Below are 20,092 nucleotides of genomic sequence, written 5' to 3'. Positions count from 1 at the left end.
TTTGACCTCGCGGCGGTGCCCTGTGGGCGCCGCCGCTTTTCTTTGTGTGGTGATGGAATTCCTCCCCTGCGCAGCAGGGGAGGGGGACCGCTCGCGCAGCGAGTGGTGGAGGGGCGGCCGCGCAGACGGCCGTGAGCGACTCGCTAAAATTCCGCCGCTTGCCGCGGCCGCCCTTACCCTCAGCTAGGCTGATACCTCCCTGTGGGGCAGGGCGGAATTACAGGAAGCTTACCCGCGCGCGAGCAGCAGCAGGTCGCCGTCGGCGGTGGTCTCGGACACGCCGGCCATCGCTGCATCAAGTGCGGCGGGGTTGGCCGCGCCGTTCGGCGAGGCAAGCGCCCCCAGCGCCTCGCCGGCCTTTGTCCCCTTCAACGCGGGGAGGTATCGCTGGCGCAACGCGGCGAGGCCCGGCTCGTCGCCCAGCATCACCAGCGCAACCGCCTGACGCAGCACCGCGCCCTTTCGTGCCGGGGCAATGACATCGCGATTGGCCTCGACGAACCGCTTCCAGTCGCGCGCCTGCCACAGCATTTCGGCGCGAAGGTCCGCAGCTCCGTCGACATGGTCGAGCATCGCCAGCGCATCTTCGCGTCGGCCCATGCGCCAGGTCGCGATGACCTGCATGCGCCGCCGATCCTGTGCGATCGGTGCGGGATAATCCGGCCCGTCGCTGCGGCGCAGGATTGCCAGCACCTGATCGGGCTTGTCGGCAAGCAGCAGCAGTCGGGCGATGCGCACCGACAGCGGCCCCTTGGCGATGTCGATCGCGCGGTTCTGCATCTGGTGCTGCAGCAATTCGGCGGCTCGGACGTGGAGCCCGGCGGCGGACAGCCGGTCGGCAAGGTTGCTGACCAGCAGGTCGCCCGGCGCTCCCGTCGGTGACAGGTCGCGATACTCCCAGAACAGCCCGGCCGATTGCGCGATCGGGCGCTTGGCGTCGTTGACCAGCGCCAGCAGTCCGGCCTGAATCCGCGTCAGCGTCGGACCGGTCTGTGCGCCGAGGTCGAAATGACGGAACAAGGTGGCCGATGCGACCAGCGCCATCACCGGGTCATGCGCGCGCTCGGCAATCTGCCATTTCAGCTCAAGCGCCGTGCGCTCGACCTCGCCACCGCGCCAGCGAAAGGTAAGCGTGTCCAGCCGCTTGGCTGCCGCAGCGGGCTTCAGAGCTCCGCGCTCAAACCCGTCGCGGATCAGCGTCAGTTCGGCGGCGGCCCGCTCGGCGGCGGTTCCCGACAACATCACCCGTTCAAGCCGCAGCTTGCCCGCATCCTGCTGCCCAGTCGCGATCAACGCGATCCCGCGCTGCAAGTTGGCGGCGGAATGCTGGTCGGGAAGCGCAGCCAGAAATTTCAACGCGCGGCCATGGTGCCCCGCCCGGTTCAGGCCGGTCGCTGTGTCGAGCAGGAACGCTGCGCGCTCCGCCCCGCGATGCGCCAGAATACCCGGCACCGCACATTTCAGCAGTGCGCTGCCCGCCGCACCGTCGATCGCCGCACCGGCGCGGATTCGCCAGGCACAGGCTTCAGGATCGGCCATCAGTTCGGGCGCGTTGAACCAGGTCAGCGCAGCGTTGCCGCGCGCGGCCATGACGTTCGCCTTGCCGATCGCGAGACGCCAGGCAGGGACCATGTCGAGCGCATTATCGTCGCGCTGCATCGTTTCCAGGACGCCGAGCGCTTCCGCGCCGCGCCGCTCCGAAAGCAGTGCCGTGGCCAGTTTCCAGCGCGCGGCCTGCCGCGTCTTGGCCGTGCTGCGCGCGATGATCGACCAGGCGAGCGGGACATCGACTGCGGGATGTGCGCCCGGCGCAGCACGCGGCATCTCGGCGAGCTGTGCGGCGAAGGGTGGCGGTTTGGCGACCGCGCCGGTCGGCGCGGCGGGTGCGCTTGTCCGGCCATCGCCGGCCGCCACCGCGGCACTGGCGGTTCCGGCGAGCAGAAGCGTGGCGAGCAGACGCGCGGAACGGGTCATGGGCGCAGCAGCAGCCATGCCTGCACCGCGCCGCCGATCAGCGCGGCGGAAAGAAAGAGGATGGCGATCATTGTCCGCCCGATCCCTTGGTTCGCCCCTGCCGTGCGCGCGCGACCAGGGCGACGCGGCGCGGGACCAGCGGCAAAGCCGCCGTTGAGCGGTCCTCCCGCCGGACTGCGGCCGCGATCCGCTGGGTTACCGGCGACGACGCGCACCCGCGCTGGTTTTTGATCGTAGCTCATTCAATTCCCAACGGGGGGCAAGTCCCAACACGGGGTTTTGCCTCTATTATAGGAGGGCGAGGCCATGTGCGGTCCGCGCCACCTGCCTTTGACGGAGATCCCATGCGCCGATCCGCTGCCCGACTCACCGCCGCCGCCGCCCTGCTGGCCGTGGCTGCGCCTGCAAGGGCCGCTGGCGGGGGCAGTGGTGATTCCTCGGTGGTTCCACTGGGCAAGTTCCGGGTGCCGATCATCGACGCCGGACGCCTGGACGGGAATCTCGAACTCGACCTCGCGATCACGCCAGCCGAGGGCGCCGATCCGGCCCAACTCGGCAGCGCCCAACCGGCACTACGCGCGGCGATGTTGTCGGCATTGCTGGATTTTGCGCAGCTGCGCGCGTCACCCCGTGTCGCAGTCGACGCCGAGGCGCTGGCCCAGGCATTGAACACAGCTGCTCACGCCGCCGACCCCCATGCCGGAAACGTCCTTATCCTGGAAGTACGGACCAGTACGGCCCCAAGCGCTCCCTAACTCTCCCGGACACCGGTCAGCGGCAATATATCGCGCATCAATCGGTCGATCGCGGTAACCAGCCCGTCGTCGCCGTCCCGGGTAGCGCGTCGGATCAGCGCCTCCAGTCCTTCGACGGTCGTGCGACCGACGCGGCGCATATGGTGCGGTGCAGCCGCCTCATCCAGGATCCGCAACGCCGTGCGCTCAAGGCGCGGGATCGCATGATCGGCAAAGTCACGTCGCACGCGGCGATCCGCGACGAACAATGTGCCGAGCTTCGCGCCCTGCACCCCACAGAGGGGAACGGCGGCATAAGCACGAAGCGCGAGCGGTCCGGCAACGAAGCGATTGTGCGCGAATTGTGGATTGGCGGGCAGGTCGGGCTCGGCCATCGGGACCAGCGTTTCGACCACCTCGACACATAGCGAGTCCGCAAGCGGGACGGCGTCGAGTTCGATGCCGCGAAGAACCGGAAGCCAGCAATAGCCACGGTCGATCAGGCTGACGCCACCAATCGGCGCGTCCAGCGCTTCGGTCAGTTCTTCCAGCAGTTCCGCAAATTGCGGTGATTCCCGCAGCGCGAGCAATCCCGATGCGAACAGCGCAGCGCGGCGCAGCGCATCTTCGCTCGACAAGGGGACGTCGTCCGCGTCGGGGACCGTCACTGCATTCTCCGCTCAAGAACCCCGCTTGTTGCAGATTGGTCTTCGCGGAGCGGGTCTGTCAGTATTGTAGAACTACAGTAGGCTGTCCCGATATCATCTTGCGGCGGGTCGCGTGCCCCGGGCCGGGGCCGCTGCGGCACCTTTTGCCTGTTGCGATCCGCCTCTGGCCAGCGCCATTCCCAGCGCGGCGGCGGCTTCGGGCGACATCGCCTGCATCATCAGCGCGGCGTTGCGGTCGCGCATCCGCTGCGCCACCTGGAACTGGACGTCGGGGCTCAGCTTCTCGAACACCGGCGCGGCCTTGGCCGGCTTCATCGACTGGAAGATGCGGGCGAGGTCGCTGTAGCGCTTTTCCTCGGCGGGTGGCTGGCCAGCTGGCGCACCCGGGGCGGGCGCGCCCGCTGCCGGTTTGCCTTCCGCTGCAGCCTTGGCTTCCGCCTCTGCCTGCTGGCGCTTCAGCCGCAGCCGCGCCGCCTTCAGCGCCTGTTCGCGCAGGTCCAGCGCGCGGCGGCGTTCTGCCTCCTTGCGCTGGGCGTCGTTCAGTTCGCCTTCGATCTGGCTGCCCAGCCGGGTCTTGGGGACGGCGGACTCACCGACCGTGACCGCTGCATCAACGCCGTTTGCCACCGCGCCAAGCGTGGCGGCGGCGGCGGTGAGAAGCAGGAAGGGGACGCGCATCAGTAACGATCCACCAGCTCGGCTCGCCGCGCGGCGGCGGCGACATCGACCAGCCGTTCGGCGGTCGAGTCCGCGATCTCGATCATCATTTTCAGCTCGTCCGCCACCGCCTTGGCGCGCGCCGCGTCATGCGTGCCGCGAGCATATTGCGTAAGCGTGCCCTTCAGTTCGGACAGCACCAGCCGCGCCTGCACCGTCGCCTGGTCCAGCGTCGAGACGACCTGTCCCAGATCGTTCTTCTTGAGCGCGTTGAGCGCGCGCATCATGCGAATGCTCTGGATGATGGTCACCGTGCAGAACAGCATCGTCAGCACGTTCGCGATCAGCGAATAGGTCATGCGCGCTTCTCCTTGGCGATGTCGGACACCAGCCGCACCGCGATCTTGTTCGACCGCTGGCCGATCTGGGCGCGACCGATGGTCACGCCGCTGCATTGCATGTCGAGCGGCTGGTCGGGGTCGGCGAACAGCGGGATCGTCTGCCCGACCTTGAAGTCGCGCACCGCGCCCAGCGGCATGTCGCGCTCGCCCAGTACCACGTCGAGCGTCACGTCGACCTTGCGGACCTCCGACGCCATATGGACTTCCCAGATCGTGTCACGGCCCAGCTTTTCGCCCATGAACCGCTGGTTGAGCAGGTGGCGAACGGGCTCGATCGTCGCATAGGGCAGCAGGATGCTGAAACATCCGCCGCGCTCGTCCATGCTGACGCGGAAGGTCGCGACGGCGCAGACGTTGGTGGTGCCGGCGATCGCGACGAAGCGCGGGCTGCTCTCGACACGCTCCAGCTCGATCGTGGTCGGGGTGATCGGCGCCATCGAGATCGACAGGTCGTTGAGCACATGGCCCAGCATGCGCGAGACAAGGTCGGTCTCGATCGTGGTAAAGCCACGCCCGTCGATCATCACCTGATCGCCCCCGCCGCGACGCCCGCCGAGCAGCGCGTCGACCACGGCATAGATCAGGCTCGAGTCGACCGAGACCAGGCCGTAATTTTCCCACTCTTCGACGCGGAACACGCCGATCATCGCGGGGAGCATGATGTGGTTGAGATAGTCGCCGAAGCGGATCGAGGTCACTTCCTCAAGGCTGACGTCGATCGCGTCTGAGGTGAGGTTGCGCATCGACGTCGCGAAGATCCGGACCATGCGGTCGAACACCACCTCCAGCATCGGCAGCCGCTCGCGGCTGATGACGTTGGATTCGATGACCGCGCGCAGCCCCTCCTTGGGCTGGCTGAACCCGCCCACCTGGCCGAACAGCGCGTCGATCCCCGCCTGGTCAAGCAGTGCGTCCGCGCCCGGATCGAGCCGCGGCGGCTCGGGCAGATCGAAATCTTCGAAATCGTCGCTCATTGCTGAACCAAGTCCTGGATGAGGACGTCCTTCACCTGATCGTGCCCCAGGATCTGGGTGGCGCGGATCAGCAGCTCTTCTTTCACGCGATAGACCGCGCCCGACCCGTTGAGGTCTTCGGGGCGCAGCTCGCGCAGGAAGGGCTGATAGGCGTCGATGACGAGCGGGAGCTTTTCCTGCAGCTTGTCGACCGAACCGGCGGGACCGGGAACCAGCACGAAATGGATCTTGAGGAACCGCGCGGCACCGTCCGCGCTGCGCAGGTTCACGACCAGCGGGGGGACGTCGAGGTAGTTGCCGGACTTGCCGTCCTTCTTCTCGCCGCCCTTGCCCTCTTCCTTGGCGCCTTCGTCCGTCTCGGCCTCTTCGCCCCCCGGCAGTTTTTGCCGCCGCGTCGTCGGACCCGAGCAGGAACCAGGCCGCTCCGCCGCCGCCGCCGCCCAGCACGAGCAGGGCTGCGCCAGCGATGATGAGCAGCTTCTTCTTGCCCATCTTCCCCTTGGCGGGAGCCGTTCCGTCCGTGGCCTCGACGATGATTTCGTCGCTCATTGTCTGTGCCCCAATCTCTTTGCCCATCCGCGACCGGACCGGCGGAATGTTCCTATTATAGAGGGGCGGGTCGGCAACATTTGCCTAGCCGCAAAAAATTGGACGAATTTTTTGAAGGGGCGGTGGCGATGGATATCTCATCCTATGTGCTGCTGAGTCACGAGCAGGCGCTAAGGCGTCGTCTCGACGTGAGCGCGAATAATATGGCCAATATCTCGACGGCCGGGTTCAAGCGCGAGGCACCGGTGTTCCGCGAGTATGTGGAGCAGGCCGGGGGCGGCGCGGACGCGCCCGTCAAGACGACGTCGATGGTGCTCGACTATGGCGCGGTGCATGACCAGAGCGCGGGCGCGTTCACCGTCACCGGCAACTCGCTCGACGTGATGATCGACGGGCCCGGCTATCTGGCCGTGGAAACGCCCGAGGGCGGCATCGCCTACACGCGCGCCGGATATCTGAAGGTCGGCGAGGACGGCACGCTGCAGACTGCGGGCGGGCTGACCCTGCTCGGCGAGGGCGGTCGCCCGATCGCCATTCCCCCTGAACAGGCGGGGCAGGTCAGCATCGGCAAGGACGGCACCGTCAGCGCGGGCGACGCGCAGGTCGGGCGCGTCGCGGTAACGGTGTTCGACGACGAGCGCATGGTCGACCCGCGCGGCGACGGCACCTTTGCCGGCACCGGCGGGCGCGAGCTCGGCGCGGAGCAGACCAAACTCAAATCCGGCGGCGTCGAAGGATCGAACGTCCAGGCAATCGTCGAGACCACCAACATGGTCGAGATCCTGCGCGCCTATCAGACGAGCATGAAGATGTCGGAGGCGCTGGGCGACATGCGCAAGACCGCGATCGACAAGCTTGGCCGCTTCGGCTGACCCCATTTCCACGGAGACTGATCCATGCGTACCCTCTCCATCGCCGGCACGGGCATGCTCGCGCAGCAGACCAATGTCGATGTCATCTCGAACAATATCGCGAACATGAACACGACGGCGTACAAGCGCCAGCGTGCCGAGTTTCAGGACCTGCTCTATCAGCAGGTGACCCGTCCCGGTGGTTCGTCCGGTCCCGACAGCCGCGTGCCGACCGGCATCCAGATCGGCGCAGGCGTCAAGACCGGCGGCGTCTATCGCATCGCGACCCAGGGCGCGATGACCCAGACCGACAATCGCTACGACACGGCAATCCAGGGCCGTGGCTATTTCGCGATTACCCTGCCGTCGGGTGAGACCGCCTATACCCGCGATGGATCGTTCCAGCTGTCCGACCAGGGTGAACTGGTCAACGCCGACGGCTTCCCGGTTCAGCCCGGGATCACGATTCCCGCCGAGGCGATCGACGTCACCATCTCGAAGACGGGCGAGGTCCAGGTGATCCTCGCCGGCCAGCCCGAGCCGCAGAATGTCGGCCAGCTCCAGCTCGCGACCTTCATCAACGAGGCCGGGCTTGAGGCACAGGGCGGCAACCTCTTCCTCGAAACCGCAGCATCGGGCCAGCCGACCATCGCCAATCCGGGCGAGCCGGGCTTCGGCGTACTCCAGCAGGGCTTTGTCGAAGCGTCGAACGTCAATCCGGTGGCCGAAATCACCGCGCTGATCACCGCGCAACGCGCCTATGAAATGAACAGCCGCGTCGTGAAGACCGCGGACGAGATGCTGGCCACGACCAGCCAGCTGCGCTGATGGTTTACCGCATCGCTTTTGTGGCACTGGCGCTGGTGCCGGTTCCGGCCCCCGCCCAGACGGCTGCGCCGACGCCCGCTCCGGTGCGCGTCGCACCCGCTCAGGTCGAGGTCGCCGTGCTTGCGCGCGCCGTGCAGCGTGGCGAGATCCTGTCCGCCGACGACTTCGTCTATGAGAAGCGCTCACCCAACATGGGCCGCGGCGCGATCGAGGCGGAGGCTGCCAAGGGCTTGGAAGCGGTGCGCCCGCTCTCGCCCGGATCGATCGTCCGGGTCAGCGACGTCATCGCCCCGCGACTGGTCCGTCGCGGCGAGCCGGTGCTGATCGCCTACAAGACCGGCGCACTCACCATCACCACCCAGGGCCGCGCCCTGGCCAGCGCGGGGGCGGGAGAACCGGTCCGCGTCGTCGCCACCGCCACCCAGCGCACGCTCGACGGTTTCGTCGCCGGCAACGGGCTGGTCCGAATCGCTTACTGAGGGAGTAGAAACCCATGAAGAAGATCGTTCTCGCCATCACCACCGCGTCCCTGCTTTCCGGCTGCGGCAGCGTCGAACGCCTTGGCCGCATCGGCAAGGCACCCAAGATGACCGCGCCTGAAGAGATGGCGATGCCCGGCGGCGAACGCTCGCTTGGCACCCCTGGCCTGCGCAGCGGGGCGCAGGTCGCTGCCGTCGCGGGCACCCCGGCAGCACCCGGAGTCGTTCCGGTTCAGGCGCCCGCAGCCTCGGCGTCGCTGTTTCGCGCCGGTGCGGGCGCGTTCTTCAGCGATCAGCGCGCGGCCCGGATGGGCGACATTCTGACGATCAAGATCAACATCGCCGACAAGGCGGAGGTGGGCAACAACACCTCGCGCGTCCGCACCGGTTCGGAAAGCGCCAGCATCGCCTCGCTGCTCGGCCTTGAAAAGCTGCTGCCCAAGGCGCTCAATCCGGCGAACCTCGCCAGCACCGACAGCAAGTCGCAGTCGGGCGGCGGTGGCAATATCAGCCGTTCCGAAACGATCAACATGACCATGTCGGCGATCGTCACCAACGTTTTCCCCAACGGCAATCTGGGCATCCGCGGCCGTCAGGAAGTGCGCGTGAACAACGAATTGCGCGAACTGGTGGTGAGCGGCGTGGTCCGCCCGCAGGATATCGGCCGCGACAATTCGGTGCGCCACAGCCAGATCGCCGAAGCGCGGATCAGCTATGGCGGCCGCGGCCAGCTGTCCGACGCGCAGCAGGCACGCTGGGGCCAACAGATCTACGACGCGCTGTTCCCGTTCTAAGCGGGCAGTCAACAGGATTGCCCGTCCCAGCCGGGGGGCCGTGGACGGGCAGCCCCTTTCCCAGCCGGGGGCCGTGGAAAGGGAAGGGAGGCGCAGAAGCGCCGCCATTCCAAAGAGGGGGAGGGAGAAACCCTCCCCCTTTTTTGTTGTTCGAAATCCTGCGTCAGGCGAAAGCGCGCTCGCCCGACGCGCTTGGCAGCTTCGGTGAAGGCCGCCCCATCGTCCAGTTCTTGGTCAGTCGAACGGATGGATTTGGGGCGCACCAAATCTCCCCCCGTCTCATTGATCGCCGTGACCCAGATCAGATTATGTTCCTGGCCATAATCGATCATGCCGATCGCATAGCCTTCACCCTTGCCGAGCACGTTGAGCGGGATAGGGGGATTGAGTTGCGTGAACATGCCGGTCGTCCTGAGTTGGACAGCCGTAACGGATGAAACCCGTGTTAGTTCAGGCGGTTGCGGATAGGCGTCAGCTCTAGTCTTCGCCAGCACTCCGTCCCGCCTTCAGCGCTTCATGCCGGTCGATCGACTTCTGGATATGCCGCCGCGCCGCGCGCCGCGCCGCCGCCGGGTCGCCCGCCGCGATCGCCGCGTAGATCGCCTCATGGTCGCGGTTGATCATGCGGGCGTAGCGCTGGTGCTTTTTCGGGTCGTTGCCCTGCAGATACAGCTTGCGCGATGGCACCAGCCGCACGCCGAGAAACTGTGTAAAGCGTACGAAATAGGCGTTGCCGGTCGCGCGCGCGATCGCGGCGTGGAAGGCCGCGTCGGCGGCGACCGATCCCTCCGCCTCGGTGCTCGCATCCATCGCCGCGAGCGCGGCGCGGATGTCCTTCAGATCGGCGTCGGTGCGGCGTTGCGCGGCAAGATCGGCCATCTCCGCCTCGAACCCCATGCGCATTTCGAGCAGGCGCAGCACGTCGTCGATCGCGCTGACCTCGTCCGGGGTCACCTGAAACGCACGATATTGCGCCCCCTCCGCGACATAGGCACCCGATCCGCGCCGCGACACCAGCAGCCCGCGCGCGGCGAGGCGCGAATAGGCTTCCCGCACGACGGTGCGACTGACGCCAAAGCTCTCGGTAATCGCCTTTTCGGTCGGAAAGCGCGACCCCGGGGGCATCTCCCCGCGTTCGATCTGTTCCTCGAACCGCTGGACGAGATCGTCGGCCAGCGATGCCGCCTTGGTCACCGTCATCACGGGACGGATAGCATTGCCCGTGGCCATATGACTAGGGATTGAAATCGGGCTGCTGCTGCTGGACATAGGCTTGCCAATCGGGTTCGCGCTTGAAATCGGGACCGCCGCTCCACGCTGCGCCGGCATGATAGACGAAAGGCTTGCCCGGCGTGACCCGGACGAGGATCAGGTAATTGTCGGCATCCTCGGCAAATCCGGCAAACGCCGCAGGATCGACCATCACCGCCGCCGCCATTGCGCCCTTGTCGGGCGTGTCCGGCCCCCACCACACCAGCCGCGCCTTGTCCGCATCCTTGAGGATGCTGCCCAGCGCGGTGCCGGTCGGGCGCTTCGAAATGCCGATCGCGACAGTCAGCGGTTGGCTGCTGCTCGACGCGATGGTCGATGTCATGCGGATAAAGTTGCTACCCGGTGCCAGTGCGAACTGCCGTGTCTCGGCGACGGTGCGCGCGGTATCGACCGGCCAGGCGGGATAGTCGACGCTGAACGCCGCACGCTCCGGCCCCGCCACAGCGATCCGCGGGTTCACATAGTTGCGCGACGTCCACAGCTTGTTGTCGTGCCAGATGCCCAGGCCGCCGACCCCGCGTCCGGTACCGACATTGTAGAAATCGACGCCCTCGCCCTGGTCCTGATGCTGGTCGCCGGTGCGCAGCTGGCGGTCCATGAACGGCCATCGCACCCGCTTGCCCCAGGCGTCGATGCCGGAGGAGGAGGGGGGCTCGGCGGCTTCGAGCGGACGACCGTAGATGCGGAAGGCAATGCGGTCGTTCTCGAACAACAGGTCGCCGAATCGATAGTCGGCAATCGACACCGCAGCGCGCGCCTTCTGTTCCTCGGCAGTCGCGGTGCGCAGCGGTTTGTGCTGCTGCGCCCAGGCCGCGCCCGCGACAAGCGCCGTGATCATCGCGGCATAGAGCGGCATTCGGGCCATTCGCGGTTTCGGCATCCCATCCTCTCGACTTCGCGGCTTAGTTGTGTGACAACCTTATTGACAGCCATTCGTCAATTGGAAAGATTATGGCACCGGTGTCAACAACCATGATGCGCCGGACCGTCAGGAGAGGGGCTGCGACCGTCACGGCTCGCGCCATGCCCGGAAGGAAATGAGATGTCGTTGATTCTGCTTGCCCTTGCCGGAGCGCTTCCCGCTGCGTCCGCCCCGATTGCGACCGTCCCGGCGGCCGAGACGCGCGCGCAACTGCCCAAGCCCGACGCGATCCTGGCGCAGGTGCGTCGTGTCGCTGACTGGCAGCTGGCGAACAAGACCAATTGGGCGACGATGCCGCTCGCGCGCAAAAGCGTGCAGAACCCGCGCGACTGGCAGCAGGCGACCTTCTGGATCGCACTGACCGAACTTGCCAAGCGCGATGCGCGCTACGCCCCGCCGCTGATGGAGCTGGGCCGTGAGATGGCGTGGAAACTGGGCGACAACCCCTTTCACGCCGACGACCAGCTGATCGGTCAGGCATGGATCTGGGCGGCACGTAACGGCGCGGGCAGGGAGGCACTCGCCCCGACCATCGCCTATTTCGATAACGTACTCGCCAACCGCCCGACCGGCAGCCTGGAGTTCATCCCCGGCGCGCCCGGCGCGGGCTGGTCGAAATGCACCGATCGCTGGTGCTGGTGCGACGCGATCTTCATGGCGCCGCCGACTTTGCTCCAGCTCGCCCGCCAGACCGGCGACCAGCGCTATGCCGACTTCGCGCATGAAGAGTTCAAGGCGACAACCGACTATCTCTACGACCCGGTCGAGAAGCTCTATTTCCGCGACAGCCGTTTCTTCGACACGCGCGATGCGAAGGGGCGCAAGCAATTCTGGAGCCGGGGCAATGGCTGGGTGATGGGCGGCATGGTCCGCATGCTCGACGCGATGCCGCGCAAGGACCCCAAGCGCGCTTACTATGAAGGGCTGTTCCGCGACATGGCGGCGAAGTTGCTGACGCTGCAAAAAGCGGACGGCTATTGGTCGCCGTCTCTGCTCGACACCGATCCGTCGACCCCGACCGAGACCAGCGGGACTGCCTTCTACACCTATGCCTTCGCCTGGGGGATCGACGCGGGCCTGCTCGACCGTGCGACCTATCAGGCCGCCGCGGTGCGCGGCTGGAATGCGATCGTCCGTGCGGTACAGCCCGACGGGATGCTCGGCTGGGTCCAGCAGGTCGGCGACCGGCCCGACAGCGTGTCGGCGAAGGAAACGCAATTCTACGGATCGGGCGCGTTCATCCTCGCCGGTACCGCGATGGCGGATCTCGCGCGAAAGGAGGCGCACTGATGCGGGCGTTGTTGCTGCTCGCGCTCGCCGCGCCGCTTTCGGCTCAGGCCGCCGATCGCCGAGCCGAGGCTCCCGCCGGGCCGATCTATACCGACAGCGTTGCGCCGATGGACGCGACCGTCACCACCCGCCTGATGCCGCAGGTCGAGGCGCTGGTCGAACAGCTGCTGCGCGACGGCAAGGCGACGAAGATCGACGGCGTCGCGGTGTTCGGGGGCGGGGACAAGTTCCTCCCCGGCAAGATCGCCGCGACCATGGCGCACCGCATCGTCGCGCTCGACGCCAACGACCCCCGGCTCGACCAGCGTCTGCGCGAGTTCGCCGACATGGCCGAGCTGACGCTCGCCAACGACAATGAGAGCTGGGGCCTCTATTACTATATCAACGCCCTACACGACCTGCACGCGCGCGGCCTGCTCGAGCGCGCCGTTCGCCCGGCGACCCTCGCGACGCTGCGCCAACGGCTCGACTGGCGCCGCTTCGTGCGGCCCGATCTCAGCCTGATCAACCTGCCCAACAATTATTACGGCGTTGCCTTCTCGATCGCGCGTTTTCGCCATTTGCTTGGCTGGGAGGATGCCAGCGCGGGCGACCAGCTGCTCGCGCGGATGATCGACCATTATCGGAAATATTCGGGCGAGTATGGCTTTGCCGACGAGACCGAAGGGAAGGGGCGGTTCGACCGTTATTCGGTGCTGCTGATCGGCGAGATCGCGCACCGCCTGCTCGAAACCGGGATGACGCCGAGCGACGAGGTCAAGGCGTGGCTGCGCAAGTCGGTCGACCTGCTGCTCCTGCGCTTCAACCTGCATGGCGAGGGGTTCGAATATGGCCGCAGCATCGGCACTTATGGCGACACCGCGTTCCTGGAGGTGCTGACCGCCGCCGCCTTGCTCAAGGTGATGACCCCGGTGGAAGAGCGCATGGCCTATGCCTTCTCCAGCCGGGTGACGGCGCGCTACATGGATTTCTGGATCGACCCCGTCAGCGGATCGGTCGACATGTGGGGTCGCACGGCGTGGGGGCAGGGGCGGCGCACCGATGTCTATCGCGGCGAAGCGCGCATCCTGGGGGAGAATTTCAGCCTCGCGCGCCAGCATATCTACACCAACGCGATCTGGAACCGGCTCGGCTATCGCGGTCAGGCGCCCGATCCGGGATTCGGGCGCTGGTTGGGCACGCTGCCGCGCTCGACCACGACCTGGTTCGCGCGCGGGCTGCACGATCGCGGGCTGGTGACGATCCGCGACGGCAATCGGATGATCTCGTTGCCGATCATCAACGGGGCAGAGGGGCAGCATATGAACAACCCCTATTTCCCGATCCCCTTCTCGCCCGGCATGCTCGCCGGGTCGGCGGACGCGGCCTTCCCGCAGCTGCTGCCGCGCGTCACCCTGGGCGACGGCACCGTGCTGATGCCGCTCGCCTTCTTCAAGGATGTGCGGGTGACGCGGCGTGGCGCGGTGACCGAGGTCCGCTGGCACCAGACTGCGCTCGACCGGATGGGGGGCAATGATGCGCAACTCGACACGCGGGTGTCCATCGAAACGCACTATCGCTTTTCGCCCGGCAAGATCGAGCGGCGCGACCGCATCGTCCCGGCGGAGGGCGTGAAAATCGGCCGCATCGACATGGAGTTTGCGACCTTCTCCGGCGATCCGGCAAAGCAGCCGGGCGGGGTGCGGTTCGCGCGCGGCGCGGTGCAGCGCTTCGTCGCCTCCGGCTATGGCGATTGCGATGCCCAACCGGCGTCGGACCCGGTGTATCGGTCGCCGACCGGACCCTTCTCTACCGTCGTCAAATGCAGCCGTTTCGCAGCTGAAATAGACTCGCGCGCCATAGCGACGGTTTGGTCTTTGTCATACAACTAGTCCGAAAGGGGAGTTGACGCGCATTGGGCTAGTTGTCATACACATCGTTGACACCGGTATCAGCCGGGCCGGGATTCTGATATCCCGCAATCGGGGAGAGTTGGGATGAGGAAGATTTCGGCCATCGCGATTCGCGGGTCGCTGCTGGCATCGGCGGCTCTGGCGGTATGCGCGCCGGCTGTGGCGCAGGAAGATGCGCCTGCGACTGCCGCTCAGTCCGACGAAGATGAAATCCTCGTCACCGGCTCTCGCGCGACTCAGCGCACATCGATCGAGTTCAAGCGCAACGCCGACGTCGTCGTTGACGGACTGGTCAGCGACGAGATCGGCGCGACGCCGGACAACAGCGTCGGCGACACGCTGGAGCGGATCGTCGGCGTCTCGGCCGACCGGTTCAAGGGCAACGCGAACGAACTGTCGGTGCGCGGCCTTGGCCCCACACTCAGCTTTTCGACCTTCAACGGGCGCGAGGTGTCGACCGCCGGCCCCGACCGCTCGGTTGCCTTCCAGCAATTCCCGTCGGAGCTGGTCAACGGCGTGCTGGTCTATAAATCGCAGCGCGCCGATTTCCTCGAAGGCGGCGTCGGCGGGGTGATCGAGCTGCGGTCGATGAAGCCGCTCGATTACGGGAAACGGCGCATCCAGTTCGAGATCCGCGGCGATTTCCAGCCCAAGGACGATGACGTCTATCAGCATGACGGCCTCGGCTATCGCGCCAATTTCTCCTACACCGACCAGTTCTCGACCGGGCTGGGCGATATCGGCATCTCGATCGGCTATCAGCGCCAGGATACGACTGCGCCGGAAGATTATTACAACGCGAACTCGACCTTCCAGCTGTGCAATACCTCGGCAAACAATCCGTGGCTTCTGACCGGCAACGCCGCCGCCCTGAACGCGGCAGGGGCTGGGCAGAACTGCACCAACGCCACCGGCCCGCGTACCGTTAGCGGCACGGTGATCGGCGAAACACGCGGCGACGCCTATTTCGCCAACAGCTCGCGCAGCTTCCGCACCCAGCAGACGTCGGAAATCCGCGACGGCATCATCGGCGCGCTGCAATGGCGGCCGCACAGCGATTTCGAGGTGGCGATCGACGGCCAGTATTCGAACCGCGCCAGCCTTGAGGACCGTAACGTTCTGGGCATCACCGAGGGCCTTCGCGGCGTCCAGCCGCTCGTGATCAGCGATGGCGCCAATGGCGACCGCCCCGGCGCGCTGCTCAGCTATCGCGGCAACTCCAACCTCGAAAACCAGCTCGAAACGCGCCAGCGGAATGAGGAGTATCTGGGCGGCGGCCTCAACCTGATCTGGTCGCCCGACCGCTGGAACATCGCGCTCGACGGCTCATATTCGCGCAGCCACCGCACCGAAACGCAGAAGCAGACGCGCATGCGCTCGACAACGCGCGTGCCGTACACGCTGACCTATGACGGCGACAATGTCGTGCCGACCGTCGATTTCGGCACGTTCGACATCACCAACCACGCCAATTTCCTCGCGACCGGCAACACCGCCGTGTATGCGCGCAACCGCTTCGTCACCGACCGGCAGGACGAAATCTGGGCCGCGCGCTTCGACGTCGAGCGTGAGCTGGACGGGTTCATCACCTCGGTGAAAATCGGCGGTCGCTTCTCCGACCACCACCGCACCAACGACAATGCGCGCAACAACGATCTGAACACGATCCCCGGCACCACTGCAGAGGTGGCGGCGCGCATCACGCTGGCCAACCAGCAATGCCGCGTGCCGTTCACGACCAGCAGCTACATGTCGGGCATGGGCGGCAACGTCACGCGCTGGGCGACGTTCGACAATGACTGCCTGTTCCGCACCTTCACCGGCAGCGACGACGCGCTTCCGATCCCCGCCGATGGCCGCGATCCGAGCGACATCGATGTGCGGGAGCGGATCTGGTCGGCCTATGCCATGGCCAATTTCCGCCAGGATGAGGGCGCGTTGCCGTTCAGCGGCAATGTCGGCCTGCGCTATGTGCGCACCGACATCACCTCGATCGGCTATCGCCAGGCCTATCGCATCGTGATCGACACGCCGGGCGACAGCTACGCCGTCAGCGTCGATCCGGCGGGGCAGCTCCAGACCAACACGCTCAAGGGCAAATACGAATATCTGCTGCCCAGCGCGAACATCGCGTTCGACCTCAGCGACCAGCTGAAGCTGCGCCTCGCCGCCTATCGCGCCATTGCGCGATCGGGGATCGAGAGCTTCGGCGCGGGGATCAACTTGAACCCCTCGGCGGGCACCGGTCTCGACAACATCATCTTCAACGCGACGACCGGGAACCCAAACCTCAAGCCGCTGCGCGCCTGGAATCTAGATGCCAGCGTCGAACTCTATGCGTCGAAGGACACGTTGCTGTCGGTCGCGGGCTATTACAAATGGGCCAAGGGCACGGTCATCGGGCGGTCGGAGCCGGTGCCGACCGACATCACCGTCACCACCATCCGAGACGGCGGTGCGCCGACGACCGAGACGTTCGAAATCGAGCCGGTCGGCCCGGCCAACGATCTGGAAACGCGCCACCTTTATGGCGTGGAGGCGACGTTCAGCCATGTCCTGACCTGGCTGCCCGACCCGCTCGACGGCTTCGGAATTCAGGGATCGGTCAACCGCGCCTTCGCCAATTTCGAATATCCCGATACCTCGCCGATCGCGGCCTATGTCGACGACGCGAACCTGATCGGCCTGTCCAAGTGGACCGCCAGCGGATCGGTGTGGTTCGAGAAATGGGGGATGTCGCTGCGCGCGAACGTCCGCCACCGCTCTGACTATTACAAGCCCAATGGCGGCACCAACCGCTACATCCGGCCCGGTACCTATCTCAATCTGTCGGCCCAATATAACCTGACCAAGAACGTCCAGATCAAGCTGCAGGCGCTCAACGTCACCGGTGAACCGGACATCATGTACAAGGGTACGTACGACAATATCGCCGAGGTCTCGAACAGCGGCACGCAATATTTCTTCGGCTTCCGGGTCCGCCTGTGAGCGCACGCAACCTCGGCTGGGCCATCCCTCTCTCGGTCCTTGCCACCGTCGCCGCCGCGGGGTCTCCACCCCCGGCGGCGGCCTTTCATCCACGCAACAGTGCGCGGGCGTCGACGGCTATGCCGCTGCGTTCGAAGGGCGCCGCACCTTCACGCTGCGCCCGTCCGAACTGACCGCGATCAAGGCGGCACTGCCGAGCGACGCGAAAGCGAAGGGGGAACTCGCCGCGCTGGTGAAGCGCGCCGACGCCGCGGTCGCGCGCAAGCCCGGCAGCGTGCTCGACAAGCGCACTATCCCGCCGTCCAACGACCGCAAGGATTATATCAGCCTCGCCCCCTATTGGTGGCCCGATCCCGCCAACCCGACCGGCCCCTATGTCCGCCGTGACGGCGAGGTGAACCCGGAACGCAACACCAACCGCTTCGACCGCACCGCGCTCGGCCGCATGGGCAGTGACGCCGATCTGCTCGGCCTTGCCTATTATTACACCGGCGACCGCCGCTATGCCGACAAGCTGGCGGCGATCGTCCGCGCCTGGTTCCTCGACCCCGCGACGGCGATGAACCCGAACATGAACTATGCCCAGATGGTCCCCGGCCGCTCGAACGGACGTCCCGAAGGCGTGCTCGACACCAGTACGTTCATCGGGGTGATCGACGCGGTCGGGCTGGCCGGTCCCTCGGGCGCGCTGTCGCCGGATGAGGTCAGGGCGCTGGAGGGCTGGTTCTCCCGCTATCTCGACTGGATGCTGTCCAGCGCGAACGGGAAGGGCGAGGGCGCGAAGAACAACAATCACGGCATCTGGTACGACGCCCAGGTCAGCCGTTTCGCGCTGTTCGCGCGCCGCCCCGATCTCGCGCGCAAGATCGTCGCCGACTTCCCGAAAAGGCGCATCGAGAAGCAGATGCAGCCGGGCGGCGCGCTGCCCGACGAACTCGCCCGCACCCGCAGCGCGCATTATTCGATCTACGCGATCGAGCCCGCGTACCACGTCGCCGACACCGCCGCGTGCCTCGGTGTCGATCTCTACAGCTGGGCCGACGGCAAGGGCCGCTCGCTCCGCGCCGCCACCGACTTCATCGCCGCCTATCGTGGGCGTGCCGAGGCGTGGCCGTACAAGGAGATGAAGTGGCCGGCGGAGGAGCTCGACGCGCTACTGGTTCGCGCAGATGTTGCCTGGCCGAGCGTGTGGGAACGCCGCAGTGAAGGCGATGTCGTGCTGCGCTATCGGGTGCGCTGACCCCATTTGTTACCCCTCCCTTTCAGGGAGGGGAGGTAGGGCTACCGCCCCCGCCGCTCGTCCCACCACGCCAGCCGCTCGGCGATGCGCCTCTCCAGCCCGCGATCGGTCGGCGTATAGAAGGTCTGCGGCGTCATCTCCTCGGGCCAGTAGTTGGCGCCACTGAACCCGCCTTCGGCATCATGGTCATAGGCATAGTCCTTGCCATAGCCGATCTCCTTCATCAGCCTGGTCGGCGCATTGAGGATGTTCTGCGGCGGCATCAGCGACCCGGTCTCCTTGGCCGAGCGCCACGCCGACTTCATCGCCATATAAGCCGCGTTCGATTTGGGCGCGGTCGCGCAATAGAGGCAAGCCTGCACGATCGCCAACTCGCCCTCAGGTGAGCCGAGAAACTCGTAGCTGTCCTTGGCGGCGAGGCACTGGACCAAAGCCTGCGGGTCGGCGAGGCCGATATCCTCGCTCGCGAACCGCACCAGCCGGCGCAGCACGTAGAGCGGCTCCTCACCCGCTACCAGCATCCGTGCGAGATAATAGAGCGCCGCCTGCGGATCGCTCCCGCGCAGCGATTTGTGCAGCGCGGAGATGAGGTTGTAATGCCCCTCGCGATCCTTGTCGTACACCGCGACCCGGCGCTGGAGGAACGCCGACAGCCCCGCAGGGTCGAGCGGCGCGTCGAAGCTGACCGAGTAGAGCGTCTCCGCCTGATTGAGCAGGAAGCGCCCGTCGCCATCCGCACTCGCCACCAGCGCGTCGCGCGCCTCGGGGGTGAGGGGGAGGGGGCGGCCCTCGATCGCCTCGGCGCGGTCGAGCAACTGGCTCAGCGCTTGATGGTCGAGCCGTCGCAGGATCAGCACCTGCGCCCGGCTGAGCAAAGCCGCATTCAGTTCGAACGACGGATTTTCGGTCGTCGCGCCGACCAGCGTCACCGTCCCGTCCTCGACGAACGGCAGAAACCCGTCCTGCTGCGCGCGGTTGAAGCGGTGGATCTCGTCCACGAACAACAAGGTGCGCTGGCCGATACGGGCGAATTCCTTCGCTTCGGCAAACACCTTTTGAGGTCCGCGACGCCCGAAAACACCGCGCTGATCGCGACGAAGCGCAATCCCACCGCATCGGCGAGCAGCCGCGCGGTCGTCGTCTTGCCCGTCCCCGGCGGTCCCCACAGGATGATCGACGACAGCTTCCCCGCCGCCACCATCCGCCCGATCGCGCCCTCTGCCCCGGTCAGATGCTCCTGGCCCACCACCTCCTCCAGCCGCGCCGGGCGCAGTCGGTCGGCCAGCGGCGCGGACGCGGAAATTTCGGATGGGGAGGCGGCGGGTTCGGTCCCGCCGAACAGATCGGTCATGCGGAACGATATAGGAACTTCGGCCGGAGTCGCGAAGGGGCTTGTCAAAATGCATTCAAGATATATCTTAGACGCATCACGACTCGGATATGAAGGATCAAGAATGTTTGGAAGACATCATCGCGGCTTCGGGCCGCACGGGATGCATGCCAGCCGCGGACGCCGCCAATGGGGCCCGTTCACGGTCGAATGGGATATCAACGCAGAGGCGATGGGCGGGCGCGGTCG

The 20,092-nt window shown here is 66.3% G+C and carries 18 protein-coding genes and 2 pseudogenes; 9 read left to right on the top strand and 11 right to left on the bottom strand.

What is annotated here, in order from left to right:
- Window positions 1-228: 228 nt before the first annotated feature.
- Together LRS12_RS00100 and LRS12_RS00095 are read right to left on the bottom strand one after the other, a co-directional pair.
- On the bottom strand, window positions 229-1,974 hold the full coding sequence (locus tag LRS12_RS00100; protein WP_257842736.1) for an endoglucanase: 1,746 nt from the start codon (window positions 1,972-1,974) through the stop codon (window positions 229-231).
- Complete coding sequence (locus LRS12_RS00095; protein WP_257842735.1) at window positions 1,971-2,216, bottom strand: hypothetical protein; 246 nt, start codon at window positions 2,214-2,216, stop codon at window positions 1,971-1,973. The genes LRS12_RS00100 and LRS12_RS00095 overlap by 4 nt, the downstream gene beginning before the upstream one ends.
- Window positions 2,217-2,318: 102 nt before the next feature.
- Here LRS12_RS00095 and LRS12_RS00090 point away from each other — a divergent pair, with 102 nt between their 5' ends.
- A complete protein-coding gene (locus LRS12_RS00090) occupies window positions 2,319-2,729 on the top strand; it encodes a hypothetical protein (RefSeq protein ID WP_257842734.1) in 411 nt (136 codons plus the stop codon).
- On the opposite strand, the gene LRS12_RS00085 is transcribed toward LRS12_RS00090, so the two are convergent.
- The 5 genes from LRS12_RS00085 to LRS12_RS00065 form a co-directional block, all read right to left on the bottom strand.
- On the bottom strand, window positions 2,726-3,376 hold the full coding sequence (locus tag LRS12_RS00085) for a GAF domain-containing protein (protein WP_257842733.1): 651 nt from the start codon (window positions 3,374-3,376) through the stop codon (window positions 2,726-2,728). The two genes, LRS12_RS00090 and LRS12_RS00085, sit on opposite strands and share 4 nt — an antisense overlap.
- A gap of 93 nt (window positions 3,377-3,469) precedes the next feature.
- Window positions 3,470-4,054 (bottom strand): MotE family protein, encoded by a 585-nt coding sequence (locus LRS12_RS00080; protein WP_257842732.1) that lies wholly within the window; start codon window positions 4,052-4,054, stop codon window positions 3,470-3,472.
- The gene (locus LRS12_RS00075) at window positions 4,054-4,392 is read right to left on the bottom strand and encodes a DUF6468 domain-containing protein (protein ID WP_257842730.1); all 339 of its coding nucleotides are present in this window, start codon (window positions 4,390-4,392) and stop codon (window positions 4,054-4,056) included. The genes LRS12_RS00080 and LRS12_RS00075 overlap by 1 nt, the downstream gene beginning before the upstream one ends.
- Window positions 4,389-5,408 carry a flagellar motor switch protein FliM gene (gene fliM, locus LRS12_RS00070; protein WP_257842729.1) on the bottom strand — a complete coding sequence of 340 codons (1,020 nt, stop codon included), beginning with the start codon at window positions 5,406-5,408 and terminating at the stop codon, window positions 4,389-4,391. Before fliM ends, LRS12_RS00075 begins: the two co-directional genes overlap by 4 nt.
- Window positions 5,405-5,677: a flagellar basal body-associated FliL family protein gene (locus tag LRS12_RS00065; protein ID WP_257842728.1), complete on the bottom strand. Its 273-nt coding sequence runs from the start codon at window positions 5,675-5,677 to the stop codon at window positions 5,405-5,407. Before LRS12_RS00065 ends, fliM begins: the two co-directional genes overlap by 4 nt.
- Window positions 5,678-6,085: 408 nt before the next feature.
- Between LRS12_RS00065 and LRS12_RS00060 the strand changes: the two genes are divergently transcribed.
- Genes LRS12_RS00060 through flgH form a run of 4 tightly spaced genes read left to right on the top strand, consistent with a single transcriptional unit; the run spans window position 6,086 to window position 8,909 of the window.
- Window positions 6,086-6,829: a flagellar hook-basal body protein gene (locus LRS12_RS00060; protein WP_257845393.1), complete on the top strand. Its 744-nt coding sequence runs from the start codon at window positions 6,086-6,088 to the stop codon at window positions 6,827-6,829.
- 24 nt (window positions 6,830-6,853) lie between these two features.
- Complete coding sequence (gene flgG, locus LRS12_RS00055; RefSeq protein WP_257842727.1) at window positions 6,854-7,636, top strand: flagellar basal-body rod protein FlgG; 783 nt, start codon at window positions 6,854-6,856, stop codon at window positions 7,634-7,636.
- Entirely contained in the window at window positions 7,636-8,115 is a 480-nt protein-coding gene (flgA, locus tag LRS12_RS00050) for a flagellar basal body P-ring formation chaperone FlgA (protein WP_257842726.1), read from the top strand. Before flgG ends, flgA begins: the two co-directional genes overlap by 1 nt.
- A 14-nt stretch (window positions 8,116-8,129) precedes the next feature.
- Window positions 8,130-8,909: a flagellar basal body L-ring protein FlgH gene (gene flgH, locus LRS12_RS00045; protein WP_257842725.1), complete on the top strand. Its 780-nt coding sequence runs from the start codon at window positions 8,130-8,132 to the stop codon at window positions 8,907-8,909.
- A gap of 163 nt (window positions 8,910-9,072) precedes the next feature.
- On the opposite strand, the pseudogene LRS12_RS00040 reads toward flgH, so the two are convergent.
- The 3 genes and pseudogenes from LRS12_RS00040 to LRS12_RS00030 all read right to left on the bottom strand — a co-directional run bounded on the left by LRS12_RS00040 (window position 9,073) and on the right by LRS12_RS00030 (window position 11,019).
- Window positions 9,073-9,310 (bottom strand): annotated as a pseudogene (locus LRS12_RS00040) (hypothetical protein).
- Window positions 9,311-9,386: 76 nt separating this feature from the next.
- Window positions 9,387-10,139 carry a FadR/GntR family transcriptional regulator gene (locus LRS12_RS00035; protein ID WP_257842724.1) on the bottom strand — a complete coding sequence of 251 codons (753 nt, stop codon included), beginning with the start codon at window positions 10,137-10,139 and terminating at the stop codon, window positions 9,387-9,389.
- A gap of 4 nt (window positions 10,140-10,143) precedes the next feature.
- Entirely contained in the window at window positions 10,144-11,019 is an 876-nt protein-coding gene (locus LRS12_RS00030) for a DUF4861 domain-containing protein (protein WP_257842723.1), read from the bottom strand.
- A 204-nt stretch (window positions 11,020-11,223) separates the two neighbouring features.
- Here LRS12_RS00030 and LRS12_RS00025 point away from each other — a divergent pair, with 204 nt between their 5' ends.
- The 4 genes from LRS12_RS00025 (at window position 11,224) to LRS12_RS00010 (ending at window position 18,513) form a co-directional block, all read left to right on the top strand.
- Complete coding sequence (locus LRS12_RS00025) at window positions 11,224-12,393, top strand: glycoside hydrolase family 105 protein (RefSeq protein WP_257842722.1); 1,170 nt, start codon at window positions 11,224-11,226, stop codon at window positions 12,391-12,393.
- Complete coding sequence (locus LRS12_RS00020) at window positions 12,393-14,264, top strand: hypothetical protein (RefSeq protein ID WP_257842721.1); 1,872 nt, start codon at window positions 12,393-12,395, stop codon at window positions 14,262-14,264. Before LRS12_RS00025 ends, LRS12_RS00020 begins: the two co-directional genes overlap by 1 nt.
- A 105-nt stretch (window positions 14,265-14,369) precedes the next feature.
- On the top strand, window positions 14,370-17,273 hold the full coding sequence (locus LRS12_RS00015; RefSeq protein ID WP_257842720.1) for a TonB-dependent receptor: 2,904 nt from the start codon (window positions 14,370-14,372) through the stop codon (window positions 17,271-17,273).
- Between the two features lie 232 nt (window positions 17,274-17,505).
- Window positions 17,506-18,513, top strand: a complete 1,008-nt coding sequence (locus tag LRS12_RS00010) for an alginate lyase family protein (RefSeq protein ID WP_257842719.1) — start codon at window positions 17,506-17,508, stop codon at window positions 18,511-18,513.
- Between the two features lie 41 nt (window positions 18,514-18,554).
- On the opposite strand, the pseudogene LRS12_RS00005 reads toward LRS12_RS00010, so the two are convergent.
- A pseudogene (locus LRS12_RS00005) lies at window positions 18,555-19,864 on the bottom strand (replication-associated recombination protein A).
- Between the last annotated feature and the right edge of the window lie 228 nt (window positions 19,865-20,092).

This window comes from Sphingomonas sp. J344 (assembly GCF_024700005.1).
In the GTDB taxonomy this organism is placed as follows: domain Bacteria; phylum Pseudomonadota; class Alphaproteobacteria; order Sphingomonadales; family Sphingomonadaceae; genus Sphingomonas.
This window is presented reverse-complemented; position numbering and strand designations above follow the sequence as displayed.